Here is a 22,218-nt window from a genome sequence, read left to right on the forward strand (position 1 = left end):
AGTATTGATTAACAAAGACTCAGTTACTGTATAGGTAAGTTAGAAGAGCTAGCAATGCTTAGCTACATTTTTAGTTGTTAAAATGGGAAGAAAACAATGAAATTAAAATCACTTACAATGGCTATTGCGTTAGCTGCAACTAGCGCATCTACTTTCGCAGCCGAGCAAGAAGGCTTTTACATCGGTGCATTCGGCGATTATTACGATGCTTCGTGGAAAAACATGCGTGAGCAAGCTGGCCTTGACGTTAATGAGTCAACAGGCTGGGGTGCTGAATTAGGCTACCGCTTTAATGATTACTGGAGTGCGCGTTTAGAGTACGCAGACCTAGACTTTAATGCTCACGACAAAGTATTGAATAACCGCAACGATATTGACGGCGAACGTTACGGTATCGATGCACTTTACCACTTTGGTGGCGGTCCTTTCTACGGTTTATTTGGTCTGAAAGATATTGATGTTGTTGATGACAACACGTTTGTAAACGCAGGTGTAGGTTACCGACACTTTGTTACAGACAACTTTTTTGTTAATGCTGAAACCAGTGTTTACCAAGGTTTAGACAAAGGCTACACAGATGTTGGCGCTAAATTAGGTATAAACTACTTCTTTGGTCAAAAATCGGCGCCAGTAGCACCGGTTGAGCCTGCACCACAGCCAGAGCCAGAAATTGTTCCTGTGCCGGTAGCACTTGCTGATACAGATAAAGACAGCATTCCTGATGTAGATGATAAATGTGCCAATACACCTATGACAGATGCTGTTGGTAGCGATGGTTGTACACTTTATGAAGATACTGAAGTAACAGTAAGCTTGTTAGTAACATTCCCTAACAATGACTCGTCAGTTTCACAGCAGTACTTAAATGATATTGATGAAGTAGCGACTTTCTTAAAAGAGTACCCAGATACAACAGTGCTTCTTGAAGGTCATACGTCTGCAGTAGGTAAAGCGTCTTACAATAAATGGTTATCTAAAAAACGTGCTGATGCAGTAGCTAAAAAGCTAATTGCTGATGGTATTGCAGAAGATCGCATTACAACGGCAGGTTTAGGTGAAGAACGCCTTAAAAATGAAGCGAATACGGCAAAAGCGCATGCTGAAAACCGCCGCGTTGAAGCACACGTAAAATCTATTAAACGTGTAAAAGTATTACGTTAATAGCCTCATTATTGAGTAAAAACCCAGCTTAGGCTGGGTTTTTTTATGGCTGCTTAATAGGTATTCATGGGATTTGGTTTTACTTTTTTCACTATTCATATTATTAATAATCGGTATAACTAGTTGCCTAACTGGATGGATTTTAATCTATGCACAAAAGCTTTATAATCGGCAGATAGAATACTATAAGTATTGGGTTATGGTGTGTTTAGTAAACACCACCGAATACTTTAACGTCACCAAGAGGGCAATACTGTGCTACAAGAATATCGTAAACACGTAGAAGAACGTGCCGCGTTAGGTATCGTACCAGCGCCATTAGATGCTCAGCAGACGGCTGATCTTATTGAGCTAATTAAAACGCCACCGGCAGGTGAAGAAGAGTTCATCCTAGAACTACTGATCAACCGCGTACCACCAGGTGTTGATGATGCAGCCTACATTAAAGCAGGATTTTTAGCGGCTGTTGCTAAAGGTGAAGCTGTTTCTCCGTTGATTTCTAAAGAAAAAGCAGCTGAGTTACTAGGTACTATGCTCGGTGGCTACAATATTGCGCCAATGGTTGAACTACTTGATGACGAAGCGTTAGCGCCAATTGTAGTAAAAGGCCTTTCGAACACATTATTAATGTTTGATGCGTTCTACGATGTAGAAGAAAAAGCAAAAGCAGGTAATGCATACGCCAAGCAAATTATAGAGTCTTGGGCTGCTGCAGAATGGTTTATCAATAAGCCAGCCGTTGCTGAAAAAATCTCTGTTACGGTATTTAAAGTCACTGGCGAGACAAACACAGATGATTTATCACCAGCACCAGATGCATGGTCACGTCCTGATATTCCACTTCATGCATTAGCTATGCTTAAAAATGAGCGTGATGGTATTAACCCTGACAAAGACGGTGAAGTAGGTCCAATCACTCAGCTTGAAGAATTAAAAACTAAAGGCTTACCACTTGCTTACGTAGGTGACGTTGTTGGTACAGGCTCTTCGCGTAAGTCTGCAACAAACTCTGTGCTTTGGTTTATGGGGGATGATATCCCATTCGTACCAAACAAGCGCGTGGGTGGTGTATGTTTAGGTAACAAGATTGCGCCTATTTTTTTCAATACAATGGAAGACTCGGGTGCGTTACCAATCGAATTAAATGTTGATGAATTCAACATGGGTGACCAAATCGACATCTACCCTTATGAAGGTGTTGTGAAACGTCATGGTACTGATGATGTGATCTCTACATTTGAACTTAAATCAGAGGTAATTTTAGACGAAGTTCGTGCTGGTGGTCGTATTCCATTGATCATTGGTCGTGGTCTTACAGACAAAGCACGTACATCATTAGGTTTAGGCGCAACTGACGTATTTAAAGTACCAGCAATGACTGAAGTATCAGACAAAGGCTTTACGCTTGCGCAAAAAATGGTTGGTAAAGCATGTAACGTTGCCGGTATTCGCCCAGGCCAATACTGTGAACCTAAAATGACCACGGTTGGCTCGCAAGATACAACAGGTCCTATGACGCGTGATGAGCTTAAAGACTTAGCCTGTTTAGGTTTCTCTGCAGATTTAACAATGCAGTCTTTTTGTCATACATCCGCTTACCCTAAGCCAATCGATGTAAACACGCACCATACGCTTCCTGATTTTATTATGAATCGTGGCGGTGTATCGCTTCGCCCTGGTGACGGTGTAATTCACTCATGGTTAAACCGTATGTTATTACCAGATACCGTAGGTACGGGTGGTGATTCACATACACGTTTCCCATTAGGTATTTCATTCCCAGCAGGTTCGGGGGCGGTAGCGTTCGCAGCTGCAACGGGTGTAATGCCACTAGATATGCCTGAATCAATTTTGGTTCGTTTTAAAGGTGAAATGCAACCGGGTATCACTTTACGTGACCTTGTACATGCTATCCCTTATTTTGGTATCAAAGAAGGCCTATTAACGGTTGAGAAGAAAGGTAAAATCAACGAATTCTCTGGTCGCATACTAGAAATTGAAGGGGTTGAGCACTTAACGGTTGAGCAAGCGTTTGAGCTATCCGATGCATCTGCAGAGCGTTCAGCTGCTGGCTGTACTGTTAAGCTTTCTAAAGAGTCTATCAGCGAATACCTTGAGTCTAATATTGTTATGCTTAAGTGGATGATTTCTGAAGGTTACGGCGATGTACGTACGATTGAACGTCGTGTTACTGCAATGCAAGACTGGTTAGCAAACCCAGAGCTAATGGAAGCTGATAAAGACGCAGAGTACAAACACGTACTTGAAATCGACCTTGCTGAGATTAAAGAGCCAGTACTGTGTGCGCCAAATGATCCTGATGATGCACGCCTACTTTCTGATGTGACAGGCGAGAAAATCGATGAAGTATTTATCGGTTCTTGTATGACTAATATTGGTCACTTCCGTGCTGCAGGTAAATTACTCGATGGCTTTAAAGGGCGTATTCCAACACAGCTTTGGGTTGCTCCACCAACGAAAATGGATAAAGACCAACTTACAGACGAAGGTTACTACGGTATTTTTGGTCGTGTTGGTGCACGTATTGAAACGCCAGGGTGTTCACTGTGTATGGGTAACCAAGCACGTGTTGCGGACAAAGCAACGGTTGTGTCTACTTCTACACGTAACTTCCCTAACCGTTTAGGTACAGGGGCAAACGTATTCTTAGCATCAGCAGAGCTGGCAGCAGTAGCAGCAATTTTAGGCAAATTACCTACACCTACTGAGTACCAAGAATACGCAGCGAAGATCAATGCAACGGCAGCAGATACCTACCGTTACTTGAACTTTCACCGTATGCCTCAGTACACTAAAAAGGCAGACAACGTAATTATTCAGCAAGCTGTATAATTTATAGAGTGTGTTTAAAAAACTCGCTTCGGCGGGTTTTTTATTGTCCAAATAAAATATTAGATAGATAATGCTTAATTCGCTGCATGATTGTATTAACTTTCGTTAAATATCGTCATTGATATGGTTAATAAAGCAAAAAATCCTCTCTACATGCATTAAAATCCTCGACAATATTATCATTATTATAAGCAGGATTTTATGACCGCATTAAACAACCAGAATTTACTGCAACTTCGTTTTATTAACCAAGCCAATATTGATTTGGTTAAGCCTTCTTTTGATAACTTACCTGCAAATCCTTATGCAGATGGTGCGTTTCGTAAACGCCGTTATTCAGTGGTTAAATTACAAAATGGTGAGCTTAATCTTCAAGCGACCAAAGCGTTTGTGCAAGACGATTCAATTAATACCTTTCAAGGTAATGTTGAGCGTACTTACGAAAACTTAGAGCAAAGCTTGCTTGAGTCTGAGGGTATGAAAAGCATTGTTAGCGAATTTGCAGCGATCACCGGCATTGACGCAGAGCGTGATATTGAAATTCACCAATTTAGAATGCTTGCCATTGATAGCGATACGCCAGCAGCTCCAGAAGGTGTGCATCAAGATGGGTTTGACCATGTGTGTGTATGTGGTGTTTCTCATGAAAATTTAGAAGGTGGTGAGCTATTGGTTTATGAAAACCAACAAGCTGAACCGTGTTTTAAAATGGAAATAAAAGACGGCATGTTTGCACTAATTAATGACCGTCAGGTATGGCATAACGCCACGCCAATGAACAAAATTGATGCTAACAAACCAGGTTACCTGGATTGCTTTGTACTAACTGCTTAAGAGAAATAAAATGAATTTAATGCAATTGCGCGCGCAATTTCCTGCTTTAATGCAAACTGTTGATGGCAAGTCACCGGTGTTTTTAGATGGGCCAGGTGGCTCACAAGTACCTCAGTCGGTACTCAATGCCATGACCGCTTATTTAGGGCATTACAATTCAAACTTGGGCGGTGCGTTTTTCTCAAGTGACAAAACGGTTGAGCTGATGGCGAATGCGCGTCAAGCGGCGGCTGATTTGTTAAATGCGCCCAGTGCACAAAATATTGTGTTTGGCCCTAATATGACTAGCCTAACATTTAGCTTTAGCCGAGCAATTTCACGCAATTGGCAAGCAGGTGATGAAATTATAGTGACCAATGCTGATCATTTTTCAAATGTATCGTCTTGGCAGCAAGCCGCTGAAGATAAAGGCGCAGTGGTTAACACAGCGCTAATTAACGAAGCCGATTGTAGTTTAGATATGGCGCATTTTGAAAGCTTATTAAACGCTAACACTAAATTGGTTGCGGTTACGTATGCATCAAATACCACTGGCTCTATTAACGATATTAAACGTATTATAGAGCTTGCTCATAATGTGGGTGCGTTGGTGTATGTTGATGCGGTGCATTATGCGCCACATGAACTGATTGATGTACAAGCGTTAGATTGCGACTTTTTAGCTTGTTCTGCATATAAGTTTTTTGGCCCGCACTTAGGCATGGTTTATGGTAAAACTGAGCACTTAGAAGGGTTTACACCTTATAAAGTAGAGCCAGCAAAAGATGTTGCACCAGGTCGCTGGGAAACCGGCACACAAAGTTTTGAGGCACTTGCAGGCTTTATTGCGGCGGTTGATTACATAGCGGCGATTAGCGAACTTGATGACAGTCACTCACGCCGAGAAAAATTACGTGTTGCGTTTGCTAAAACAAAACAACATGAAATGGCATTGAGTGAATACTTTTTAACGCGTCTAGTTAACTACCCAAAAATTAAGTTGTTTGGTATAGACGATTTAGAGCGTTTGAGTGAGCGTACCCCTACGTTCGCACTGACCTTTGAAGGGTTAGAGCCTCGCCAAGTGTCTGAATTTTTGGGTAAACAACATGTATGTGTATGGGATGGTAATTTTTACGCCCAAGGTTTATGCAAACAACTGGGTGTGCTTGATAAGGGCGGCGTAGTACGCATTGGTTGTATGCACTACAACACCATTGAAGAGATGGACACTTTGTTTGACTTGTTTGATGAGCTGATTTGAAGCTGTCAGCTATAAGCCGTCAGCTTTCAGTTTAATGCAAATACTTGACAGTAGTCAGCAGTTAGTTAATTTCTGACCGCTGACCGCTGACCGCTGACCGCTGACCGCTGACCGCTGACCGCTGACCGCTGACCGCTGACCGCTGACCGCTGACCGCTGACCGCTGACCGCTGACCGCTGACCGCTGACCGCTGACCGCTGACCGCTGACCGCTGACCGCTGACCGCTGACCGCTGACCGCTGACCGCTGACCGCTGACCGCTGACCGCTGACCGCTGACCGCTGACCGCTGACCGCTGACCGCTGACCGCTGACCGCTGACCGCTGACCGCTGACCGCTGACCGCTGACCGCTGACCGCTGACCGCTGACCGCTGACCGCTGACCGCTGACCGCTGACCGCTGACCGCTGACCGCTGACCGCTGACCGCTGACCGCTGACCGCTGACCGCTGACCGCTGACCGCTGACCGCTGACCGCTGACCGCTGACCGCTGACCGCTGACCGCTGACCGCTGACCGCTGACCGCTGACCGCTGACCGCTGACCGCTGACCGCTGACCGCTGACCGCTGACCGCTGACCGCTGACCGCTGACCGCTGACCGCTGACCGCTGACCGCTGACCGCTTTAGCTTTGTGGCGTTCCATAAATTTGCTCTGCTCGATTAAACAAAACCCATGAGGTTAAAATATACTTATCGTTTGATACTGGCTTATTGCCTCTATGTGTATGCGTAAAGTAGCCTGGGGCAATTACCATGCTGCCTTTTTTAGGGGCTATTTTACGATTTTGATAATAAAACTCGGTTTCTCCGCCTTCTTCAACATCATTTAAATAAAACATAAATAACAACACCCGATGCAGTGCTTCATTATGCTGTAGCTGCGGATACACCTCACTGTGCCAATACGGATAACCGCCTTTATTTACTTCGTATTTTTGCGCTTGAATATTACCGAGTCTAAAAATTTGCTGTACCAATAAGGGGAGTTGTGGTTTACCTACCTCGTCATAGTTGGCGTGAGTTAAATCAACCGGTTGTCCTGTTTTTGGGTGATATACCTTTAAACCAAATGCCCCAATCATCATAAAAATATGTTCTTCAATGTAGTTGAAAACATACTGTGCAGTGGTTTGTTGAATATGTTTTAATTGTTCTGCGTATTCAGGATGATTGTTTAAGTATAAGTCGTGGCTATCTTTTTTATTAAGGTCAACACCGCCCGATGTCATCCCTTGTTTAATATGCGGGCTTTGAGAAAAGGTAGTGATAAAGTTATCGCAAAATTCATTACTGAGCGCGTTGTCATACACGCGGATAAAGTCCGTCATGAGTTACCTGTTTAATTATTATTGGATTATTATGTTTACTGAAAAAGTGATGCCGCGTTTTAGCGAAACGGATGCACTCGGACACATCAACAATACCGTACTCCCCGTATGGTTTGAAGCGGCCCGAGTACCTATTTTTAAATTTTTTACGCCTGATCTAAATCCACACAACTGGAAGTTAATCATTGCTAAAGTAGAAGTGTCGTTTGTTGGCGAACTATTTTATGCCCATGAGGTGACAATTAACACCAGCATAGAGCAGATTGGCAATAGTTCATTTGTGATCCGCCAAGAAGCATGGCAGCAAGATAAGTGCTGCGCCATTGGTAAAACGGTGATGGTACGTTATGACTTTGCTAGTAAAACAAAGCAACTACTTTCGACTGATGAAAAAGCCGCATTAACACAGCACCTTGTAGCAGTTAGTTAATCGCAGCTTAACTATGACAAGCAGGATGTTTAGTTAAATATTGCCCCAAGGCAATGACTTGTTTTTCAGTAAAGCGCAGCCCAAGCTTTGTTCGTCGCCAAAGTATATCTGCGCTGGTTCTTGCCCATTCATGGTTTACTAAGTAATCAACTTCTTGCGCATAAAGACCATGACCAAAGTGATAACCTAAATCGCCGATTGCTTGGCTGTTCCCCAGTAATTGATAACTAAGCGTGCCATAGCTGCGAACCATACGTTTTAAGGTGTCGATTGCCAGCCAAGGGTAGCTGCTTTCTAACTGTGCGCTAAGGTATGCTTGGTTACTAAAGTCACCGCCTGGTAAAGGGGCATCTTTCGTCCATGAGCCACTCATTTGTGGGTAAAAAGGCGCTAACTTATTGACGGCATTTTCTGCAAGCTTTCTATAAGTGGTAATTTTGCCACCAAACACACTTAATAATGGAGCATAATCAGCTTCATTATTTAATATCAGTTTGTAATCGCGGGTCACCGCTTGGGCATCTGTTGATTTGTCATCTAACAGCGGGCGCACGCCACTAAACGTGTGCACAATATCCGCTTCGCTTATTGGCTTTTTAAAGTAATGATTAGTAATACTGATGAGATACTCGATTTCTTGCTCACTAATTTTTACATCAGCAATATCGCCGGTGTACTCTTCATCTGTGGTGCCAATCAGTGAGTAATCTTGCTCATAAGGAATGACAAATACAATGCGGTTATCTTCATTTTGTAAAATATAGGCAACTGGCTCATCGTGGAGTCGGGGCACTACAATATGACTGCCTTTCACAAGGCGAATAGTGTGCGGTGTGGGCTGGGTAAATACATCTTCAAATAATGACGCGACCCATGGGCCTGTGGCATTTACAACACTTTTTGCCTTTATATTTAGGTGCTGCTTGCTGGCTTGTTGCTCTAAAATCACATCCCAATAATCTGCGTTACGCGTTGCTTTAATGCAGCGGGTGCGTGTTGCAATGGTGGCGCCTAAATTATGAGCCGCTTGGGCGTTTAAAATCACTAAACGCGCGTCATCAACCCAGCCGTCTGCGTATTCAAAGCCTTGGGTAATGCTGCTGTTAAGAACGCTATCGCTGTTAAACTCAATCGCCTTTGAAGCGGGTAAAGTATTACGCTTGGCTAGGTGGTCGTAAATAAATAACCCCACACGAATCATCCAAGAAGGACGTAAGTGTGCTTGGTGCGGCAGTCGAAAAGACAGTGGCCACATAATATGCGGCGCTTTTTTTAATAGCACTTCACGTTCACGTAATGCCTCTCTTACCAATCTAAATTGATAATTCTCTAAATAGCGTAGCCCGCCATGAATAAGCTTGCTGCTATTAGAGGAGGTGGCTGAGGCTAAATCGTTTTGCTCACACAATAATACTTTTAAACCGCGACCACTGGCATCGGCAGCAATGCCAGCGCCGTTAATACCGCCGCCAATAATGAGTAAGTCATATTCGTTGTCGTGTGCGCTCATAGATTTTACTCACTCTCGCCGTCAGTGCTATTAGAAAGTCTAACTTGTGCAATGCAATGTAGCCACTTTGCATATAAATCGTTGCGCTCTTCACTGCTCATGGTCGGTTCAAAACGATGATCGCTTTTCCACATGCTGGCAAGCTGCGCAGTTGATTTATACACCCCAGTTTGCAAACCGGCTAAGTAAGCAACCCCTAACGAAGTGGTTTCGGTTAGAGTAGGGCGCTCAACGCTTGCGCCTAAAATATTGGCTAAAAACGCCATTGCCCAATTATTGTTTGCCATGCCGCCATCAACTCTTAGAATACTAGGGCGGAGTCCGTCGCCTTCCATGGCTTTTTGTAGATCTTTGGTTTGATAACCCACCGACTGCAAGGCAGCTGCAACAATAGTGCTAATGCCTGAGTCTCGGGTTAAGCCCAAAATTGCGCCTCGGGCATTTGCATCCCAATAGGGCGCACCTAAGCCTGTAAACGAGGGAACCAAGAATACCCCATGATCCAAGGGAACATCTTTGACGAGAGCTTCACTTTCTCCCGCGTTTTCTAATAACTTTAAGCCTTCTACTATCCACTGCATGGTGGCACCAGCCATAAAAATACTGCCTTCAATCGCATAGGTGGGTTTGCCGTTGAGCCGATACGCAAGAGTGGTTAATAAACGATTATTTGATTTTAGTGCTTTATCACCAGTGTTAAGCATTAAAAAGCAGCCCGTTCCGTAAGTACTTTTTGCCATTCCTTCTTCAAAACAAGCTTGACCAATTAAGGCGGCTTGTTGATCGCCTGCTATACCGCAAATTGGAATTTCACCACCAAATAGCTCGCTTGCAGTCACCCCAAAGTCAGCCGCTGAGTCCATTACCTCAGGTAGTATCGACGCTGGAATATCAAATAAGGCGAGTAAGTCTTCATCCCAGCATTGCTGATGAATGTTAAACAGTAATGTACGAGAGGCATTGGTAGCATCGGTTTTGTGAGCTTTACCGTTAGTGAGTTGCCATAGCAAGTAGGTATCTATCGTACCAAATGCTAGTTCACCTGCGTGTGCTTGCTCTTTAGCGCCTTTGACGTTATCTAAAATCCAACGAATTTTGGTTGCAGAAAAGTAAGGATCGAGCACTAAACCGGTTTTATCATTCACCATTTGTGTATGCCCTGCATGACGTAAACTATCGCAATATTCACTGGTGCGTCGGTCTTGCCACACAATCGCATTGTAGATAGGTTGCCCGGTTTTTTTATTCCACACTAAGGTGGTTTCTCGTTGGTTAGCAATGCCAATGGCAATAATGTCGGCGGCAGTGACTTGTTGCTGCGATAATACACTTTTAACGCTGCTTAATACGGTTTGCCAAATATCTACAGGGTCATGTTCAACCCAACCATTTTTCACAAAGTGTTGAGGGAAGGTTTGTTGAGCCGTGTCAAAAACCTCGGCATCTTTAGTGTATAAAATAGCTCGAGAGCTTGTCGTTCCTTGGTCAATCGAGAGTATGTATTTAGACATAAAAAATAGTGTTGTTTAATTTAGATAAAGACAGCTTGTCTTTAAGCTAAACGAATAGCAATGCTTTTGCACCATAATGGTTAAAATTATAGATGAGCGAAAGGTAGGAGAGGGAGGTGAACACTCAATTCTGGCGCCTACAATTTTATAGGCGCCAAATAACAACAATTAATTAGCATCCGTTAATTGTTGATGTAGCCAATCTTTTAATACCATTCGGTCGTGTTTTAACTGCTGCATGGCTTCGTCATCGATAGGTGAGTCTTGTAGCTCAAGTACTCGAATTTCTTTATCGATTTCATTGTATTGTTTTGCTTTGGTTGCAAAGTTTTCATCGTTTGCATTAAGTTTTGCAATAGTTTGCGTGTAATCAGGAAAATCTTTAGTTAATGAATGGTCTTCGCCTAACATAGGTTACTCCTTAAATGGCTGTTGCATAATGCACGTCACGTTATATAAAAATGATCAGTGACTTGGGGTGTCCCCATACAACAGAGCTTGGGCTGATCTAAAATAAATCAACCGTTATTGGTTGTTAGTGTGTCTATTTATGTTTGCTGGGCTGCAAAACACTGACACCTGCAAAGGCTTCAGTTAGAATATGCCTGCGACAGGCCCTAATTACTTTGAGTACTTTATTACATGCTTTTAATGATCGATAACTACGACTCGTTCACCTATAACTTGGTACAGTATTTTCAGCGCTTAGATCAAGACGTGTTGGTAAAACGTAACGACCAAATAACGCTGAGTGAGATCAAACAGTTAAACCCAGATCATATTGTGATTTCTCCAGGGCCTAAAAACCCGACTGAAGCGGGAGTGTCGTTATCTGTGGTAGAGCAGTTTAAAGGAGTTTATCCTATATTAGGTATTTGTTTGGGGCACCAAACCATTGCTCAAGTGCTAGGTGGTAAAGTAGTGCGAGCTAAACAGGTTATGCATGGAAAAACATCGCCTATTTATCATCAGCACCAAGGCATGTTTAAAGGCCTACCTAATCCACTTACGGTGTGCCGCTACCATTCATTAATTGTTGAAGCGCACTCATTGCCAAAGGAGTTAGAAGTAACAGCATGGACTCAAAGCATCGCTGGGCAGCGTGATGAAATTATGGGATTATTACATAACGAGCTCGCACTTGAAGGTGTGCAATTTCACCCTGAAGCGATTTTGACCGAGCAGGGCTTAGCTTTACTTGATAACTTTTTAACGCGCTTCTAGGCTTATACCTGCAAGCTATTTACTTTTTGCCCTAAGATAGAGCTTATGACCGACATATTGCAGCAACAGCGTATTGTTAATGTGCTAAACCAACGAGCGCATGATTTGCTACTGGGTCATAGTTTTGCCAATCAGCAAATTGGTTTTATTCATACCTTAGATCTTAATGACGGCAAACCCGTTAAAAAACGCACCTTATTAGAAGTAGAAGTAGCTGCGCAGCAAAAGCGCCAACAAAAAAGCTCTTCACATCAAAAGTTACAGGCTAAAACCAGTCAAAAACTCCATACCGTTATTGAAAGCGTGATTGCTAAACGTCTTGAAGACATCGATTTTGTGATTAAAGACACCATTGGCATAGAAGATAACGTGTGCGCCATACTCGATATACTGGCTACTCGCGCCGCCTCGGTTGGCCGTCTAGAGCCGCTAATTAACGATTTAAGTTGGTTGGGGCGAGAGCTGGTTACCTTAGTTAATTTACCTTTTTATCGTAAGCAACGCAGTAAAGGCACCTCAGTCAAAGTAGATACCCCAGCGTTGGCATTACGTTATTTGGGCTTAGACAACCTGCAACTGGTAGTGCCTACTTTTGCAGTGCGTCATTGGATGCCACATAGCACAGAACCATTCACGTTATTAAAACGCAGGTTAAAAGACAACACCATGTCGTGTGCCATTGCAGCGCAAACGCTTGCCCAGCTTAACGGGGTAAACCCAATGCATGCGTTTACATTGGGCATGTTACTGAATGTAGGGCAAATTGCTTTAGTGCGCTTATACCTAAAAGTGTTTGATCAGGTATGGCAGCGCAAAGTACTGCGTGCTCGTGAAGAAGGTGATAAAAACCTACACACCGCGTTATTAGAGCTAAAACCAGATCCGTTATTTTTAACAACACTGCTACACGAAAAATCACTGCTTGTCAGCGCCAAGGTCATTGAAACCATGTCGTTCAAATATTTGCCCTTTAACAGTGTTATGCAGCAGTTAGTGAATGGGGTTGAAAAGGGCGATAGTTTATTGCCATTATCGCAAGTGATTTTAAAGGCTCGCTGTTATTCTCAATATTTAAATTTAAAAGAGCACCAGCTGATTGAAGACGATGAATTACAAAGCTGGTTTAGCTATTATCAGTTCACTAAAAAAGAGTTAGATACCCTAAAAACAGGTAATTTTACTAATTTGGCACTTCAAATTGATTAAATCTGTTAATTTTTTTGCGACTATTCATTCACTTTAATTCTACTTATTCATGTGCAGTTGATTTATAAGCGCCATGCTTTTTTCGTTGTAGAGGCGCTCACTAAGGTAAATGCACATCATAATTAGCTCTCAAATAGTTATTCACTATCTATGAAATAATATCTTAAGCCCTTTATTTTAAAGGGGTACATGAAAGTTTTTGAAGAGACATCCCCCTAAATTTCTGAAATAATGAGCGCCTGAAAATTGAACCACAACGTAGTTTCAGGCAAATATACAGCTATTAATTTTTGCCGGCACATTTGGTTATTAACAATAATCACACCCCTATTCTACTGCTTTGTGATGCACACAATTAAGAGGAAATAAAATGACAGTCAATCGCGAATTATTTGATCACGTAATGGTTCCTAACTACGCACCTTCAAGCGTAATTCCTGTTCGAGGCGAAGGCTCTCGTGTATGGGATCAACAAGGACGAGAGTTTATCGACTTTGCTGGTGGTATTGCCGTTAACTGTCTTGGCCATTGCCATCCTGCATTAGTGGGCGCATTAAAAGAGCAAGGCGAAAAAATTTGGCATTTATCAAATGTAATGACCAACGAGCCGGCACTTCGCCTAGCTAAAAAAATGGTTGATGCGACATTTGCTGAAAAAGTTTACTTTGCAAACTCAGGCGCAGAAGCAAACGAAGCGGCACTTAAGTTAGCGCGTCGTTTTGCGCTTGATAAATTTGGCGCAGAAAAATCGCAAATCATCGCCTTTAATAAAGGTTTCCATGGCCGTACATTCTTCACCGTTACTGTAGGCGGTCAAGCAGCCTATTCAGATGGGTTTGGTCCTAAGCCAGGCGACATTGTTCATTGTGATTACAATGACCTTGCCGCATTTGAAGCACTGATCAGCGATAACACCTGTGCGGTAATGATGGAGCCAATTCAAGGTGAAGGCGGTATCATTTCGCCAACTGACGAATTTGCACAGGGCGTTCGCGATTTATGTATTAAACACAACGCACTGCTTATTTTTGATGAAGTACAATCAGGTGTTGGCCGTACAGGTGAGCTATACGCATACCAAGGTTTAAACGTAGTGCCTGATATTTTAACCTCAGCAAAAGCTCTCGGTGGCGGTTTCCCAATTGGCGCTATGCTAACAACCACTGAAATTGCACAGCACCTCAAAGTAGGTACTCATGGTTCTACTTACGGTGGTAATCCACTAGCGTGTGCGGTTGCAGAAGCTGCATTTGATACTGTAAATAACCCAGAAGTTTTAGCAGGCGTTAAAGCAAAGTCGGCGTTATTTACTGAGCTATTAAATGCCATTAACGACAAGTACAACGTATTTAGTGAAATTCGTGGCCAAGGTTTATTAATTGGTGCTGTGGTAAACGAGCAATACAAAGGCCGTGCAAAAGAGTTTTTAGTTGCCGGTACTGAGCATGGCTTAATGTCATTGGTTGCTGGTGCTGATGTGGTTCGTTTCACACCTTCTTTAGTAATACCAGAAGCGGATATTCGCGAAGGTATGGCACGCTTTGAAAAAGCAGTAGCCCACGTTGTAAATGCGTAATTGCTAATTCAACTTCTTTAGGGGCAAACGTAGTTTGCCTTGCAGTTCCTATTTACCGTTATATATAAGGGAGTAAGCGGATTCATGATGATCCTTCGCCCAATCCAAAAAAGTGATTATGCAGCTTTAGTAACCATCGCCGACGAGTCGGGACATGGCTTTACTTCTTTGCCTAATAATGAAGAGTTATTACAAAAGAAGATAGCGCATTCAGTTAACTCATTTACAAAAACGACATCACAACCAGGTGATGAGGGTTACTTATTTGTTCTTGAAGATACTGAAACTGGTGAAGTAGTCGGTACTTCAGGTATTGAAGCCGCAGTTGGCTTAGATGACGCATTTTATCATTATCATTTGAGTAAAGTGATTCACTCTTCGCGCACGCTAGATGTGTATAAAGCGGTAGATATTCTCACCCTTTGTAATGACTACACTGGGGCGACAGAGCTGTGCACACTGTTTTTAAAAAACGGCTATCGTAAAAATTGTAACGGTAAGCTGCTTTCAAAAGCACGTTTTATGTTTATAAAACAGCATCAACAACGCTTTGCACAAACCGTTATTGCAGAAATGCGCGGTGTATCTGACGAAAACGGTAGTAGCCCATTTTGGCAGTGGCTTGAAGAGCACTTTTTCTCTATGGACTTCCCAACGGCAGATTATCTGACGGGAATAGGGCAAAAAGTATTTATTGCTGAGCTTATGCCTAAATACCCAATTTACGTCAACTTATTGAGTAAAGACGCGCAAGCGGTTATAGGTCAAGTGCATGACAATACGCGCCCTGCAATTCAACTATTAAAAAGTGAAGGTTTTACTTTTAATGGTTACGTTGACATTTTTGATGCGGGCCCAACCGTTGAAGCAAAAGTAGATAACATTGCGACAATTCGCAATGCACAAAACTTTAGCGTTGAAATTGGCGAAATGACAGGCGATACCATGGTGTTGTTAGCCAATGACAAACTTGAAGACTTTAGAGCAACAGTAGCGCCAATGGCATTTGACGAGCGATCAAACAGCCTAGTGCTTACGCAAGAACTTGCTGATGCATTACATTTGAAATCGGGCGATTTTGTTACTGCTACCCCAGTTTAATTTAGGAGAAAGTATATGACTCATCCTGCACAATTTATTAATGGTCAATGGTCACCAGGCCAAGGCACCGAATTTAACTCAGTTAACCCTGCAAATAACGATGTTATATGGCAGGCATCAGCTGCAAGCGCTGAGCAAGTAGATAGCGCCGTAGCCTCTGCGCGTGAAGCATTTTATAGCTGGGCTGATAAAAGCTTTGCGCAGCGCTTAGAAATTGTAAAAACCTTTGCTGCAACGTTAAAAGAGCATAGCGAAGAGTTGGCTGTGGCAATAGCTCAAGAAACAGGTAAGCCACTTTGGGAAACGCGTACTGAAGCGGGTGCCATGGTCGGAAAAATTGCCATTGCTGAAAAAGCATTTTTAGAGCGTACCGGCGACGTTGAAAACGCGATGCCACAAGGCCGTGCGATGATCCGCCATAAGCCACACGGTGTTGTTGCTGTATTTGGTCCTTATAACTTCCCTGGGCATTTACCAAATGGCCACATTGTACCTGCACTTTTAGCTGGTAATACCGTGGTATTTAAACCCTCTGAACTAACACCTATGGTGGCTGAGCTAACCCTTAAACTATGGGAAAAAGCCGGTTTACCAGCAGGGGTTATTAACCTTGTACAAGGTGAAGTTGAAACAGGTAAAGCACTGGCGTCACACAAAGGCATTGATGGTTTATTCTTTACAGGTTCTTCTCGTACGGGTCATATTTTACATGAGCAGTTCGCAGGTCAACCAGGTAAGATTTTAGCGCTTGAAATGGGTGGTAATAATCCGCTAATCGTTAAAGATGCAGAAGATACGCTTGCTGTTGTGCACGATATTGTGCAATCTGCGTTTATCTCAAGCGGCCAACGCTGTACGTGTGCGCGTAAATTGTTTTTACCAACAGGTGCTAAAGGCGATGAAATTTTAGCACGCCTAATTACAGCCACTAAAGCAATCAAAGTTGGTAATTATGACGATGCTGACCAACCATTTATGGGCTCTATGATTTCAACGGCCGCTGCCGCTGGAATGGTTAAAGCACAAGATGAGTTAAAGGCCATGGGTGGCGAAGTGCTGGTTGAACTTGAGCACACAGCAAACACTGGTTTTGTTACACCGGGTATTATTGAGTGTACAAATATCAATGACTTCCCAGATGAAGAGCATTTTGGTCCGCTTCTAAAAGTATTCCGTTTTGATGACTTTGACCAAGCAATTGATAAAGCAAACGACACGAGCTTTGGTTTGTCAGCAGGCTTACTCAGTGATAACCAAGCTGACTACGATCATTTCTTACGTCGTATTCGTGCGGGTATTGTTAACTGGAACCGTCCTATTACCGGTGCATCAAGTGCAGCGCCGTTTGGCGGTATTGGTGCCTCAGGTAACCACAGAGCAAGCGCTTATTATGCCGCTGACTACTGTGCATACCCTGTTGCGTCTGTGGAACTTGAAAAAGTAACCATGCCAGCAACACTAAGCCCAGGTTTAAAAATCGATTAATCGATTTTTTAAACTAGTAATAAATCACTAAAAAAGCAGCTTCGGCTGCTTTTTTTGTACTGCAATCTCACAAAGCTAGCAATTATCAGTGCTTTCTGCTTAAATTAAGCAACCAGTATTTTTGAGGTAAGTAGACAATGGTTTTAAACAGGCAAGGGTACGATGACTTAATAATGTACCTAACTCAGAACTTAGCGTTGTTTGAAAAACCAGGTGAAATAAAGCCAGGTGCACCAACGGTTATTGAGTTAATTGAAGATGTAATTGCCGAAAATGTCATACGCATTTGTCAACAACACCCCGATCTATCTACAGAGCAGCGTAGTCAAATTGTACGCGAAGTTGATGGCATTGTTTACGACTTACAAGAAGTACTCAGCAGTGTGACTTCTCACACCGTCACAGTCGAACAGCATGCTTTTATTGATGAGTTTGCAGGGCTAGTCAAAAACTTATTTGATAACGCTATTAGTTAATATTTCCCCCTTTAAAACCACGCTTTATTCGCTATTTAATTTTAAATGCGCGCGAGTGTCTGCGTGTAATGAATATAAATTATTGAGATAAAACAATGCAAGCAAATGTAAAATGGGTTGAAGGTAATACTTACATCGGTCGCTCTAACAGCAATCATAATGTCGTGTTTGATGCGGGCAGTGACGGAGCAGCACCTAGCCCAATGGAAATGGTATTGATGTCGGTTGGTGGTTGTTCATCGGTTGATGTGGTGAGTATTTTAAAAAAAACTAAGCAAGAGTTCTCATCAGTAGATGTGCAGTTAACCGCTGAACGAGCAGAAACAGCCCCGCGCGTGTTCACCAAAATTAATTTACACTTTGTTGTAACCGGTAATAATGTGTCTGAAAAGCACCTAGAAAGAGCGGTTTCGCTTTCGGCAGAAAAGTATTGTTCAGTTGCATTAATGCTTGATAAAACAGTAGAAATTACCCACAGCCATGAAGTTGTTCAAGATCAGGGAAAATAACGCTTTTTCCGTGAGTAAAATTCGTATAAAATCCGCGAACTTTTCATTCTGCAGGTGCAGATTTCACTAATTTATAGGTTGGTTTATATGAACAAACCCTTCGATAAACTTAAACTTCATGGCTTTAATAATTTAACTAAAAGCCTAAGCTTTAGTATTTACGATATTTGCTATGCAAAAACAGAGCAACAACGTAAAGAATATATAGAATATATCGATGAGCAGTATAGTGCAGATAGACTAACCGACATTTTAGGTGATGTGGTTGATATTATTGGTGCCAATATTTTAAATATTGCACGTCAAGATTACGAGCCACAAGGTGCCAGCGTAACTATTTTGGTTTCAGAAGAGCCGGTAGAAGAGCAGCAAAATTATGATGCTGACGAAGCACCAGGGCCGTTACCTGACTCAGTGGTTGCACACCTTGATAAAAGCCACATTTGTGTTCACACGTACCCTGAAGCACACCCTGATGATGGTATTTGTACTTTCCGTGCTGATATTGAAGTATCAACCTGTGGCATTATTTCGCCACTTAAAGCGTTAAACTTCTTAATCCATAGCCTTGAGTCTGATGTGGTTACAATTGACTACCGTGTACGTGGTTTTACCCGCGATATTAACGGCGTTAAACATTACATTGACCATGCAATTAACTCGATTCAAAACTTCATGACAGAAGATACTAAAGAAGCGTACCAAATGATGGACGTGAACGTGTATCAAGAAAACCTGTTCCATACCAAAATGATGTTAAAAGAAACCGACTTAAATACGTATTTATTTGGTTTATCTACTGATGATTTGTCAGATGACGAAGAAGAAGAGATTCGCTCAAAACTAACACGTGAAATGCAAGAAATATTCTATGGTCGTAATCTGCCAGATACAGAATAATAGCAACGCATTAAATAAAAATGGCGCTCACTGAGCGCCATTTTTGTATGTGTTGTTTAATGCTACTTAACCAGTAATAACTCGGTTTGTCGGCCATTTAGATACCACACACCGGTTTTATCAAATAGGGCGTCTTCTTCTAGCATTATTCTTATTTCTTTATTCCAGGGCTTTATAAACACCGCATTGTTAAGCTCAATAGAATAAGCGGTATTTAAATGCAGTGGGTAATCGCCATCACCCGGCACACCTTGCTGTGAATCCCACATACCTAATGTCGTGCCAGCTGCATGGCCATGATAGCCAAGCGGGTGCGTATAAATAGTGGGTTTTAAACCTTGTGCAATGGCTTTTTCGCGGGCGGCTTTTAATACCTGATTACCCGTTTTACCAGCTGTAAATTCAGCCGTAAAAATGTCCTGTAGCTTATTACCCTTTTTTAACGCATCAACAAGGTAATCTGGGGCTTTTGTCTCGCCTGGTTTTAAAACATACGCATGTTGTTGAGTGTCGGTATTTAGGCGTAAATACGTAATACCAAAATCAACATGCAGTAAATCGCCAGCTTGAATAACATTGTCGGCATAGCCATTGGTAAAACTGTCTTCGTGGTCGAACGATTTACTGTCGGCGCGTTGTATTGCAATACTTGGGTGAAACCACGTTTGCAGTTTAAGCTCCCTTACGCGCTCTCTAAACCACCATACTAAGTCGTCGCTGGTTGTTTTGCCCACCGTAATTACTTTATTTGAAAAGCCCTCAGCAATAATAGAATGAGCAATAGCAACAATGTGTTTGTACATGTCCACTTCTTCTGGAATGCGTTGCTCTAACCATGCAACAGCCAGCGGCTCGGCTGAGGTTATTTTATTTTTATATGTCGCAGGTAAGTTGGCCATTAAAGTGGTGTAATCGCCATGCACTAAGCCATCAGCGTGTGCCCAATCTGTAGATGTATTGAGAGCAATATTTCGCGGTTGGTATTGCTCAATAAGCTCATTAAGGGCAAGCCACTGATTGGGCTGGGCTTGCTTGTCCCATGCCTTTTTAAACACATTCCCTATTTTATAAGGCGCAATAGCAAAAGCATCTACAGCCCCTGAGGCATTGCGTGCTAGCACTAAAATGGTGGTGCGTCTTGCCGACAACCACGTTGCTGGCAGCATGGTTTTTAATATCGGGTCTTCATTATATTCGCGGCTTATCATTAGCCACATATCTATATTGTGTTGCTGCATTAATGTGGGTAATAAAGTCTTAATACGTTTTTCGGTAATGCTATCGATAAACGCAGCCCTGTTTTTCATTGATAAAATAGCCGGAGGCTCAGCGGCTTTAATTTCAGGACTAAATAGTATGAGTATAAAAGTGAGTAAAAAAACGTATTTATTATTTTGCATGGCTGGCTTATTTTTTAGACGAATATATAAGCTAACATTGCACAAACAATACGATAAACAAATCATTTGCGATAAACCGTAGACACAAAAAAGCCCAGCAAAATACTGGGCTTTTGTAATAAATACTGCTTAGCTAAGCATGCTGTACAGTAACGCACAAACTGCTAATGAACCGACAGCCAGTACAAATAAGGTACTTAAACGATTACGGTACTTTTGTAAGCTAGGCACTTTGTAAACTGCAATCATTGGCATAATGAATAAAATCATCGCAATGATTGGCCCCGATAACTGATCCATCATATCTAGTATGCTTGGGTTTTTAACCGCGCAGAACCAAATAGCGAAAAACATCAGTACCGCACCCACTTTGTCAGCGACTTTAGGGCTCATGCTTGAGTGTTTAGTCACTAACCCAGTAAAGCTTTCGCGTGCCCCTAAAAAGTGACCTAAAAACGACGACATAATCGCAATAAAGGCAACCAAAGGCCCCAGCGTTGCAATAAATGAGTTTTCTGTAATATTAGCTAAATAAGATAAAACAGAGACGTTTGCCGCTTTTGCTTCAGCCATTTGGTCACCGGTAAGCGATAACACGCATGAGAACACAAATAACAAAACAAAGGTGATCAGTAATAAACTAGTACGCTTTAAAATCGCCTCTGACTTAGACGTTGCTAGGTCATCGTAGTGGCTGCGTTGCTTATTAACAAAGCTTGAAATAGCCGCTGCATGGCTAAACGAAAATACAATAATAGGAATCGATAACCAAAGTGTTTTACTAAAGCTACCTAGCTCAGGCAAGGCTGTATCGGGCATTTGCCAGCTTGGGATTAAATACAAAGACAAAAAGAATAAAATACCCACTAGCGGGTACACTAAAATAGCAAATGCGCGCAGCATTAAGCGTTCACCGCCCATCATTAAGCCAATCATTAGTGCAACTAAAATACCCGATAAAGCAACGCGTGACGGCGACTCCATCCCTAGCTGATTGACCATAAAGCTGTCTACCGTATTGGTTAAACCCACACCGTAAATAAGCAAAATAGGAAAAATTGATAAAAAGTATAACAAGGAGATCAGTCGACCCGCATTTACGCCAAAGTGCTCTTCTACCACATCGGTAAAATCAGCCTCTTTATTTTTTGACGATAATACAAAACGCGCCAAGCCACGGTGGGCTAAAAAGGTCATCGGAAAGGCTAAACACGCCATAATAATCAGCGGCCAAAAACCACCAATACCAATGTTAATCGGTAAAAATAAAATACCTGCACCTACTGCGGTGCCAAAAAGACTAAGTGTCCACTGCGTATCATGCAGGTTCCATTTTGATTTAGACGTGTGTGCGTTTTGTGCTGGTGCACTTGAAGGCGTTGCACCTTGAGATGTTGTCATGTGTGTATCCATTATTTATCATAATAATTGCGCCGAAGAATATAGTTTTTAGGCACTCATTTCATG

19 protein-coding genes and 3 pseudogenes are annotated in these 22,218 nt (G+C 42.4%); 13 read left to right on the forward strand and 9 right to left on the reverse strand.

The window, feature by feature from the left end; genetic code table 11:
- The first annotated feature begins 96 nt into the window (after positions 1–96).
- From PTET_RS00990 to PTET_RS01005, 4 genes are all read left to right on the forward strand, one after another.
- A complete protein-coding gene (locus PTET_RS00990; RefSeq protein WP_013463815.1) occupies positions 97–1,161 on the forward strand; it encodes an OmpA family protein in 1,065 nt (354 codons plus the stop codon).
- A 255-nt stretch (positions 1,162–1,416) separates the two neighbouring features.
- Positions 1,417–4,014 carry a bifunctional aconitate hydratase 2/2-methylisocitrate dehydratase gene (gene acnB, locus PTET_RS00995; protein WP_013463816.1) on the forward strand — a complete coding sequence of 866 codons (2,598 nt, stop codon included), beginning with the start codon at positions 1,417–1,419 and terminating at the stop codon, positions 4,012–4,014.
- Positions 4,015–4,215: 201 nt separating this feature from the next.
- Complete coding sequence (locus PTET_RS01000) at positions 4,216–4,848, forward strand: 2OG-Fe dioxygenase family protein (protein WP_013463817.1); 633 nt, start codon at positions 4,216–4,218, stop codon at positions 4,846–4,848.
- A gap of 10 nt (positions 4,849–4,858) precedes the next feature.
- Entirely contained in the window at positions 4,859–6,091 is a 1,233-nt protein-coding gene (locus PTET_RS01005; protein WP_013463818.1) for a cysteine desulfurase-like protein, read from the forward strand.
- A gap of 54 nt (positions 6,092–6,145) precedes the next feature.
- Here PTET_RS01005 and PTET_RS19300 read toward each other — a convergent pair.
- From PTET_RS19300 to PTET_RS01020, 4 genes and pseudogenes are all read right to left on the reverse strand, one after another.
- Positions 6,146–6,490, reverse strand: a pseudogene (locus PTET_RS19300) (hypothetical protein); the annotation flags it as partial.
- Positions 6,402–6,650: pseudogene (locus PTET_RS19305) on the reverse strand (hypothetical protein); the annotation flags it as partial. The pseudogenes PTET_RS19300 and PTET_RS19305, both read right to left, overlap by 89 nt.
- Positions 6,598–6,738, reverse strand: a pseudogene (locus tag PTET_RS19310) (hypothetical protein); the annotation flags it as partial. The pseudogenes PTET_RS19305 and PTET_RS19310, both read right to left, overlap by 53 nt.
- Positions 6,719–7,423 (reverse strand): 2OG-Fe(II) oxygenase, encoded by a 705-nt coding sequence (locus tag PTET_RS01020; RefSeq protein WP_013463819.1) that lies wholly within the window; start codon positions 7,421–7,423, stop codon positions 6,719–6,721. The pseudogene PTET_RS19310 and the gene PTET_RS01020, both read right to left, overlap by 20 nt.
- 31 nt (positions 7,424–7,454) lie before the next feature.
- On the opposite strand from PTET_RS01020, the gene PTET_RS01025 reads away from it, so the two are divergent.
- A complete protein-coding gene (locus PTET_RS01025) occupies positions 7,455–7,853 on the forward strand; it encodes an acyl-CoA thioesterase (protein WP_013463820.1) in 399 nt (132 codons plus the stop codon).
- Between the two features lie 7 nt (positions 7,854–7,860).
- Here PTET_RS01025 and glpD read toward each other — a convergent pair whose 3' ends face one another.
- From glpD to PTET_RS01040, 3 genes are all read right to left on the reverse strand, one after another.
- Positions 7,861–9,363 (reverse strand): glycerol-3-phosphate dehydrogenase, encoded by a 1,503-nt coding sequence (gene glpD, locus PTET_RS01030; RefSeq protein WP_096038088.1) that lies wholly within the window; start codon positions 9,361–9,363, stop codon positions 7,861–7,863.
- 5 nt (positions 9,364–9,368) lie between these two features.
- Positions 9,369–10,874, reverse strand: a complete 1,506-nt coding sequence (gene glpK, locus PTET_RS01035; RefSeq protein WP_013463822.1) for a glycerol kinase GlpK — start codon at positions 10,872–10,874, stop codon at positions 9,369–9,371.
- A 168-nt stretch (positions 10,875–11,042) separates the two neighbouring features.
- Complete coding sequence (locus PTET_RS01040; protein ID WP_013463823.1) at positions 11,043–11,285, reverse strand: YdcH family protein; 243 nt, start codon at positions 11,283–11,285, stop codon at positions 11,043–11,045.
- 231 nt (positions 11,286–11,516) lie between these two features.
- Here PTET_RS01040 and PTET_RS01045 point away from each other — a divergent pair, with 231 nt between their 5' ends.
- From PTET_RS01045 to speD, 8 genes are all read left to right on the forward strand, one after another.
- The gene (locus PTET_RS01045) at positions 11,517–12,098 is read left to right on the forward strand and encodes an anthranilate synthase component II (protein WP_013463824.1); all 582 of its coding nucleotides are present in this window, start codon (positions 11,517–11,519) and stop codon (positions 12,096–12,098) included.
- Positions 12,099–12,143: 45 nt separating this feature from the next.
- Complete coding sequence (locus PTET_RS01050; protein WP_016900057.1) at positions 12,144–13,304, forward strand: HDOD domain-containing protein; 1,161 nt, start codon at positions 12,144–12,146, stop codon at positions 13,302–13,304.
- Between the two features lie 370 nt (positions 13,305–13,674).
- Positions 13,675–14,880 (forward strand): aspartate aminotransferase family protein, encoded by a 1,206-nt coding sequence (locus tag PTET_RS01055; RefSeq protein WP_096038089.1) that lies wholly within the window; start codon positions 13,675–13,677, stop codon positions 14,878–14,880.
- An 84-nt stretch (positions 14,881–14,964) separates the two neighbouring features.
- Positions 14,965–15,981 (forward strand): arginine N-succinyltransferase, encoded by a 1,017-nt coding sequence (gene astA / locus PTET_RS01060; RefSeq protein WP_028835942.1) that lies wholly within the window; start codon positions 14,965–14,967, stop codon positions 15,979–15,981.
- Positions 15,982–15,996: 15 nt separating this feature from the next.
- Entirely contained in the window at positions 15,997–17,466 is a 1,470-nt protein-coding gene (gene astD / locus PTET_RS01065) for a succinylglutamate-semialdehyde dehydrogenase (protein WP_024602227.1), read from the forward strand.
- Between the two features lie 137 nt (positions 17,467–17,603).
- Positions 17,604–17,942 (forward strand): DUF3802 family protein, encoded by a 339-nt coding sequence (locus tag PTET_RS01070; protein WP_013463829.1) that lies wholly within the window; start codon positions 17,604–17,606, stop codon positions 17,940–17,942.
- 95 nt (positions 17,943–18,037) lie between these two features.
- Complete coding sequence (locus tag PTET_RS01075; RefSeq protein WP_013463830.1) at positions 18,038–18,451, forward strand: OsmC family protein; 414 nt, start codon at positions 18,038–18,040, stop codon at positions 18,449–18,451.
- Between the two features lie 87 nt (positions 18,452–18,538).
- Entirely contained in the window at positions 18,539–19,351 is an 813-nt protein-coding gene (gene speD, locus PTET_RS01080; RefSeq protein ID WP_013463831.1) for an adenosylmethionine decarboxylase, read from the forward strand.
- 62 nt (positions 19,352–19,413) lie between these two features.
- Here the strand turns inward: speD and PTET_RS01085 are convergent, their stop codons facing one another.
- Together PTET_RS01085 and PTET_RS01090 are read right to left on the reverse strand one after the other, a co-directional pair.
- Positions 19,414–20,751 carry a M24 family metallopeptidase gene (locus PTET_RS01085; RefSeq protein ID WP_096038090.1) on the reverse strand — a complete coding sequence of 446 codons (1,338 nt, stop codon included), beginning with the start codon at positions 20,749–20,751 and terminating at the stop codon, positions 19,414–19,416.
- A 129-nt stretch (positions 20,752–20,880) separates the two neighbouring features.
- Positions 20,881–22,152 carry an aromatic amino acid transport family protein gene (locus PTET_RS01090; RefSeq protein ID WP_013463832.1) on the reverse strand — a complete coding sequence of 424 codons (1,272 nt, stop codon included), beginning with the start codon at positions 22,150–22,152 and terminating at the stop codon, positions 20,881–20,883.
- Between the last annotated feature and the right edge of the window lie 66 nt (positions 22,153–22,218).

Source organism: Pseudoalteromonas tetraodonis, from assembly GCF_002310835.1.
GTDB classification, from domain to species: domain Bacteria; phylum Pseudomonadota; class Gammaproteobacteria; order Enterobacterales; family Alteromonadaceae; genus Pseudoalteromonas; species Pseudoalteromonas tetraodonis.

Bases quoted from the DNA above. Each gene is read 5' to 3' on its own strand.
- PTET_RS01090 (WP_013463832.1), bottom strand. From the start codon at position 22,152: ATGACAACATCTCAAGGTGCAACGCCTTCAAGTGCACCAGCACAAAAC.
- PTET_RS01020 (WP_013463819.1), bottom strand. From the start codon at position 7,423: ATGACGGACTTTATCCGCGTGTATGACAACGCGCTCAGTAATGAATTT.
- PTET_RS01055 (WP_096038089.1), top strand. From the start codon at position 13,675: ATGACAGTCAATCGCGAATTATTTGATCACGTAATGGTTCCTAACTAC.
- speD (WP_013463831.1), top strand. From the start codon at position 18,539: ATGAACAAACCCTTCGATAAACTTAAACTTCATGGCTTTAATAATTTA.
- PTET_RS01050 (WP_016900057.1), top strand. From the start codon at position 12,144: ATGACCGACATATTGCAGCAACAGCGTATTGTTAATGTGCTAAACCAA.
- PTET_RS01040 (WP_013463823.1), bottom strand. From the start codon at position 11,285: ATGTTAGGCGAAGACCATTCATTAACTAAAGATTTTCCTGATTACACG.
- PTET_RS01070 (WP_013463829.1), top strand. From the start codon at position 17,604: ATGGTTTTAAACAGGCAAGGGTACGATGACTTAATAATGTACCTAACT.
- PTET_RS01075 (WP_013463830.1), top strand. From the start codon at position 18,038: ATGCAAGCAAATGTAAAATGGGTTGAAGGTAATACTTACATCGGTCGC.
- PTET_RS01045 (WP_013463824.1), top strand. From the start codon at position 11,517: ATGCTTTTAATGATCGATAACTACGACTCGTTCACCTATAACTTGGTA.
- PTET_RS01025 (WP_013463820.1), top strand. From the start codon at position 7,455: ATGTTTACTGAAAAAGTGATGCCGCGTTTTAGCGAAACGGATGCACTC.
- PTET_RS00990 (WP_013463815.1), top strand. From the start codon at position 97: ATGAAATTAAAATCACTTACAATGGCTATTGCGTTAGCTGCAACTAGC.
- glpD (WP_096038088.1), bottom strand. From the start codon at position 9,363: ATGAGCGCACACGACAACGAATATGACTTACTCATTATTGGCGGCGGT.
- PTET_RS01085 (WP_096038090.1), bottom strand. From the start codon at position 20,751: ATGCAAAATAATAAATACGTTTTTTTACTCACTTTTATACTCATACTA.
- PTET_RS01000 (WP_013463817.1), top strand. From the start codon at position 4,216: ATGACCGCATTAAACAACCAGAATTTACTGCAACTTCGTTTTATTAAC.
- astA (WP_028835942.1), top strand. From the start codon at position 14,965: ATGATGATCCTTCGCCCAATCCAAAAAAGTGATTATGCAGCTTTAGTA.
- astD (WP_024602227.1), top strand. From the start codon at position 15,997: ATGACTCATCCTGCACAATTTATTAATGGTCAATGGTCACCAGGCCAA.
- PTET_RS01005 (WP_013463818.1), top strand. From the start codon at position 4,859: ATGAATTTAATGCAATTGCGCGCGCAATTTCCTGCTTTAATGCAAACT.
- glpK (WP_013463822.1), bottom strand. From the start codon at position 10,874: ATGTCTAAATACATACTCTCGATTGACCAAGGAACGACAAGCTCTCGA.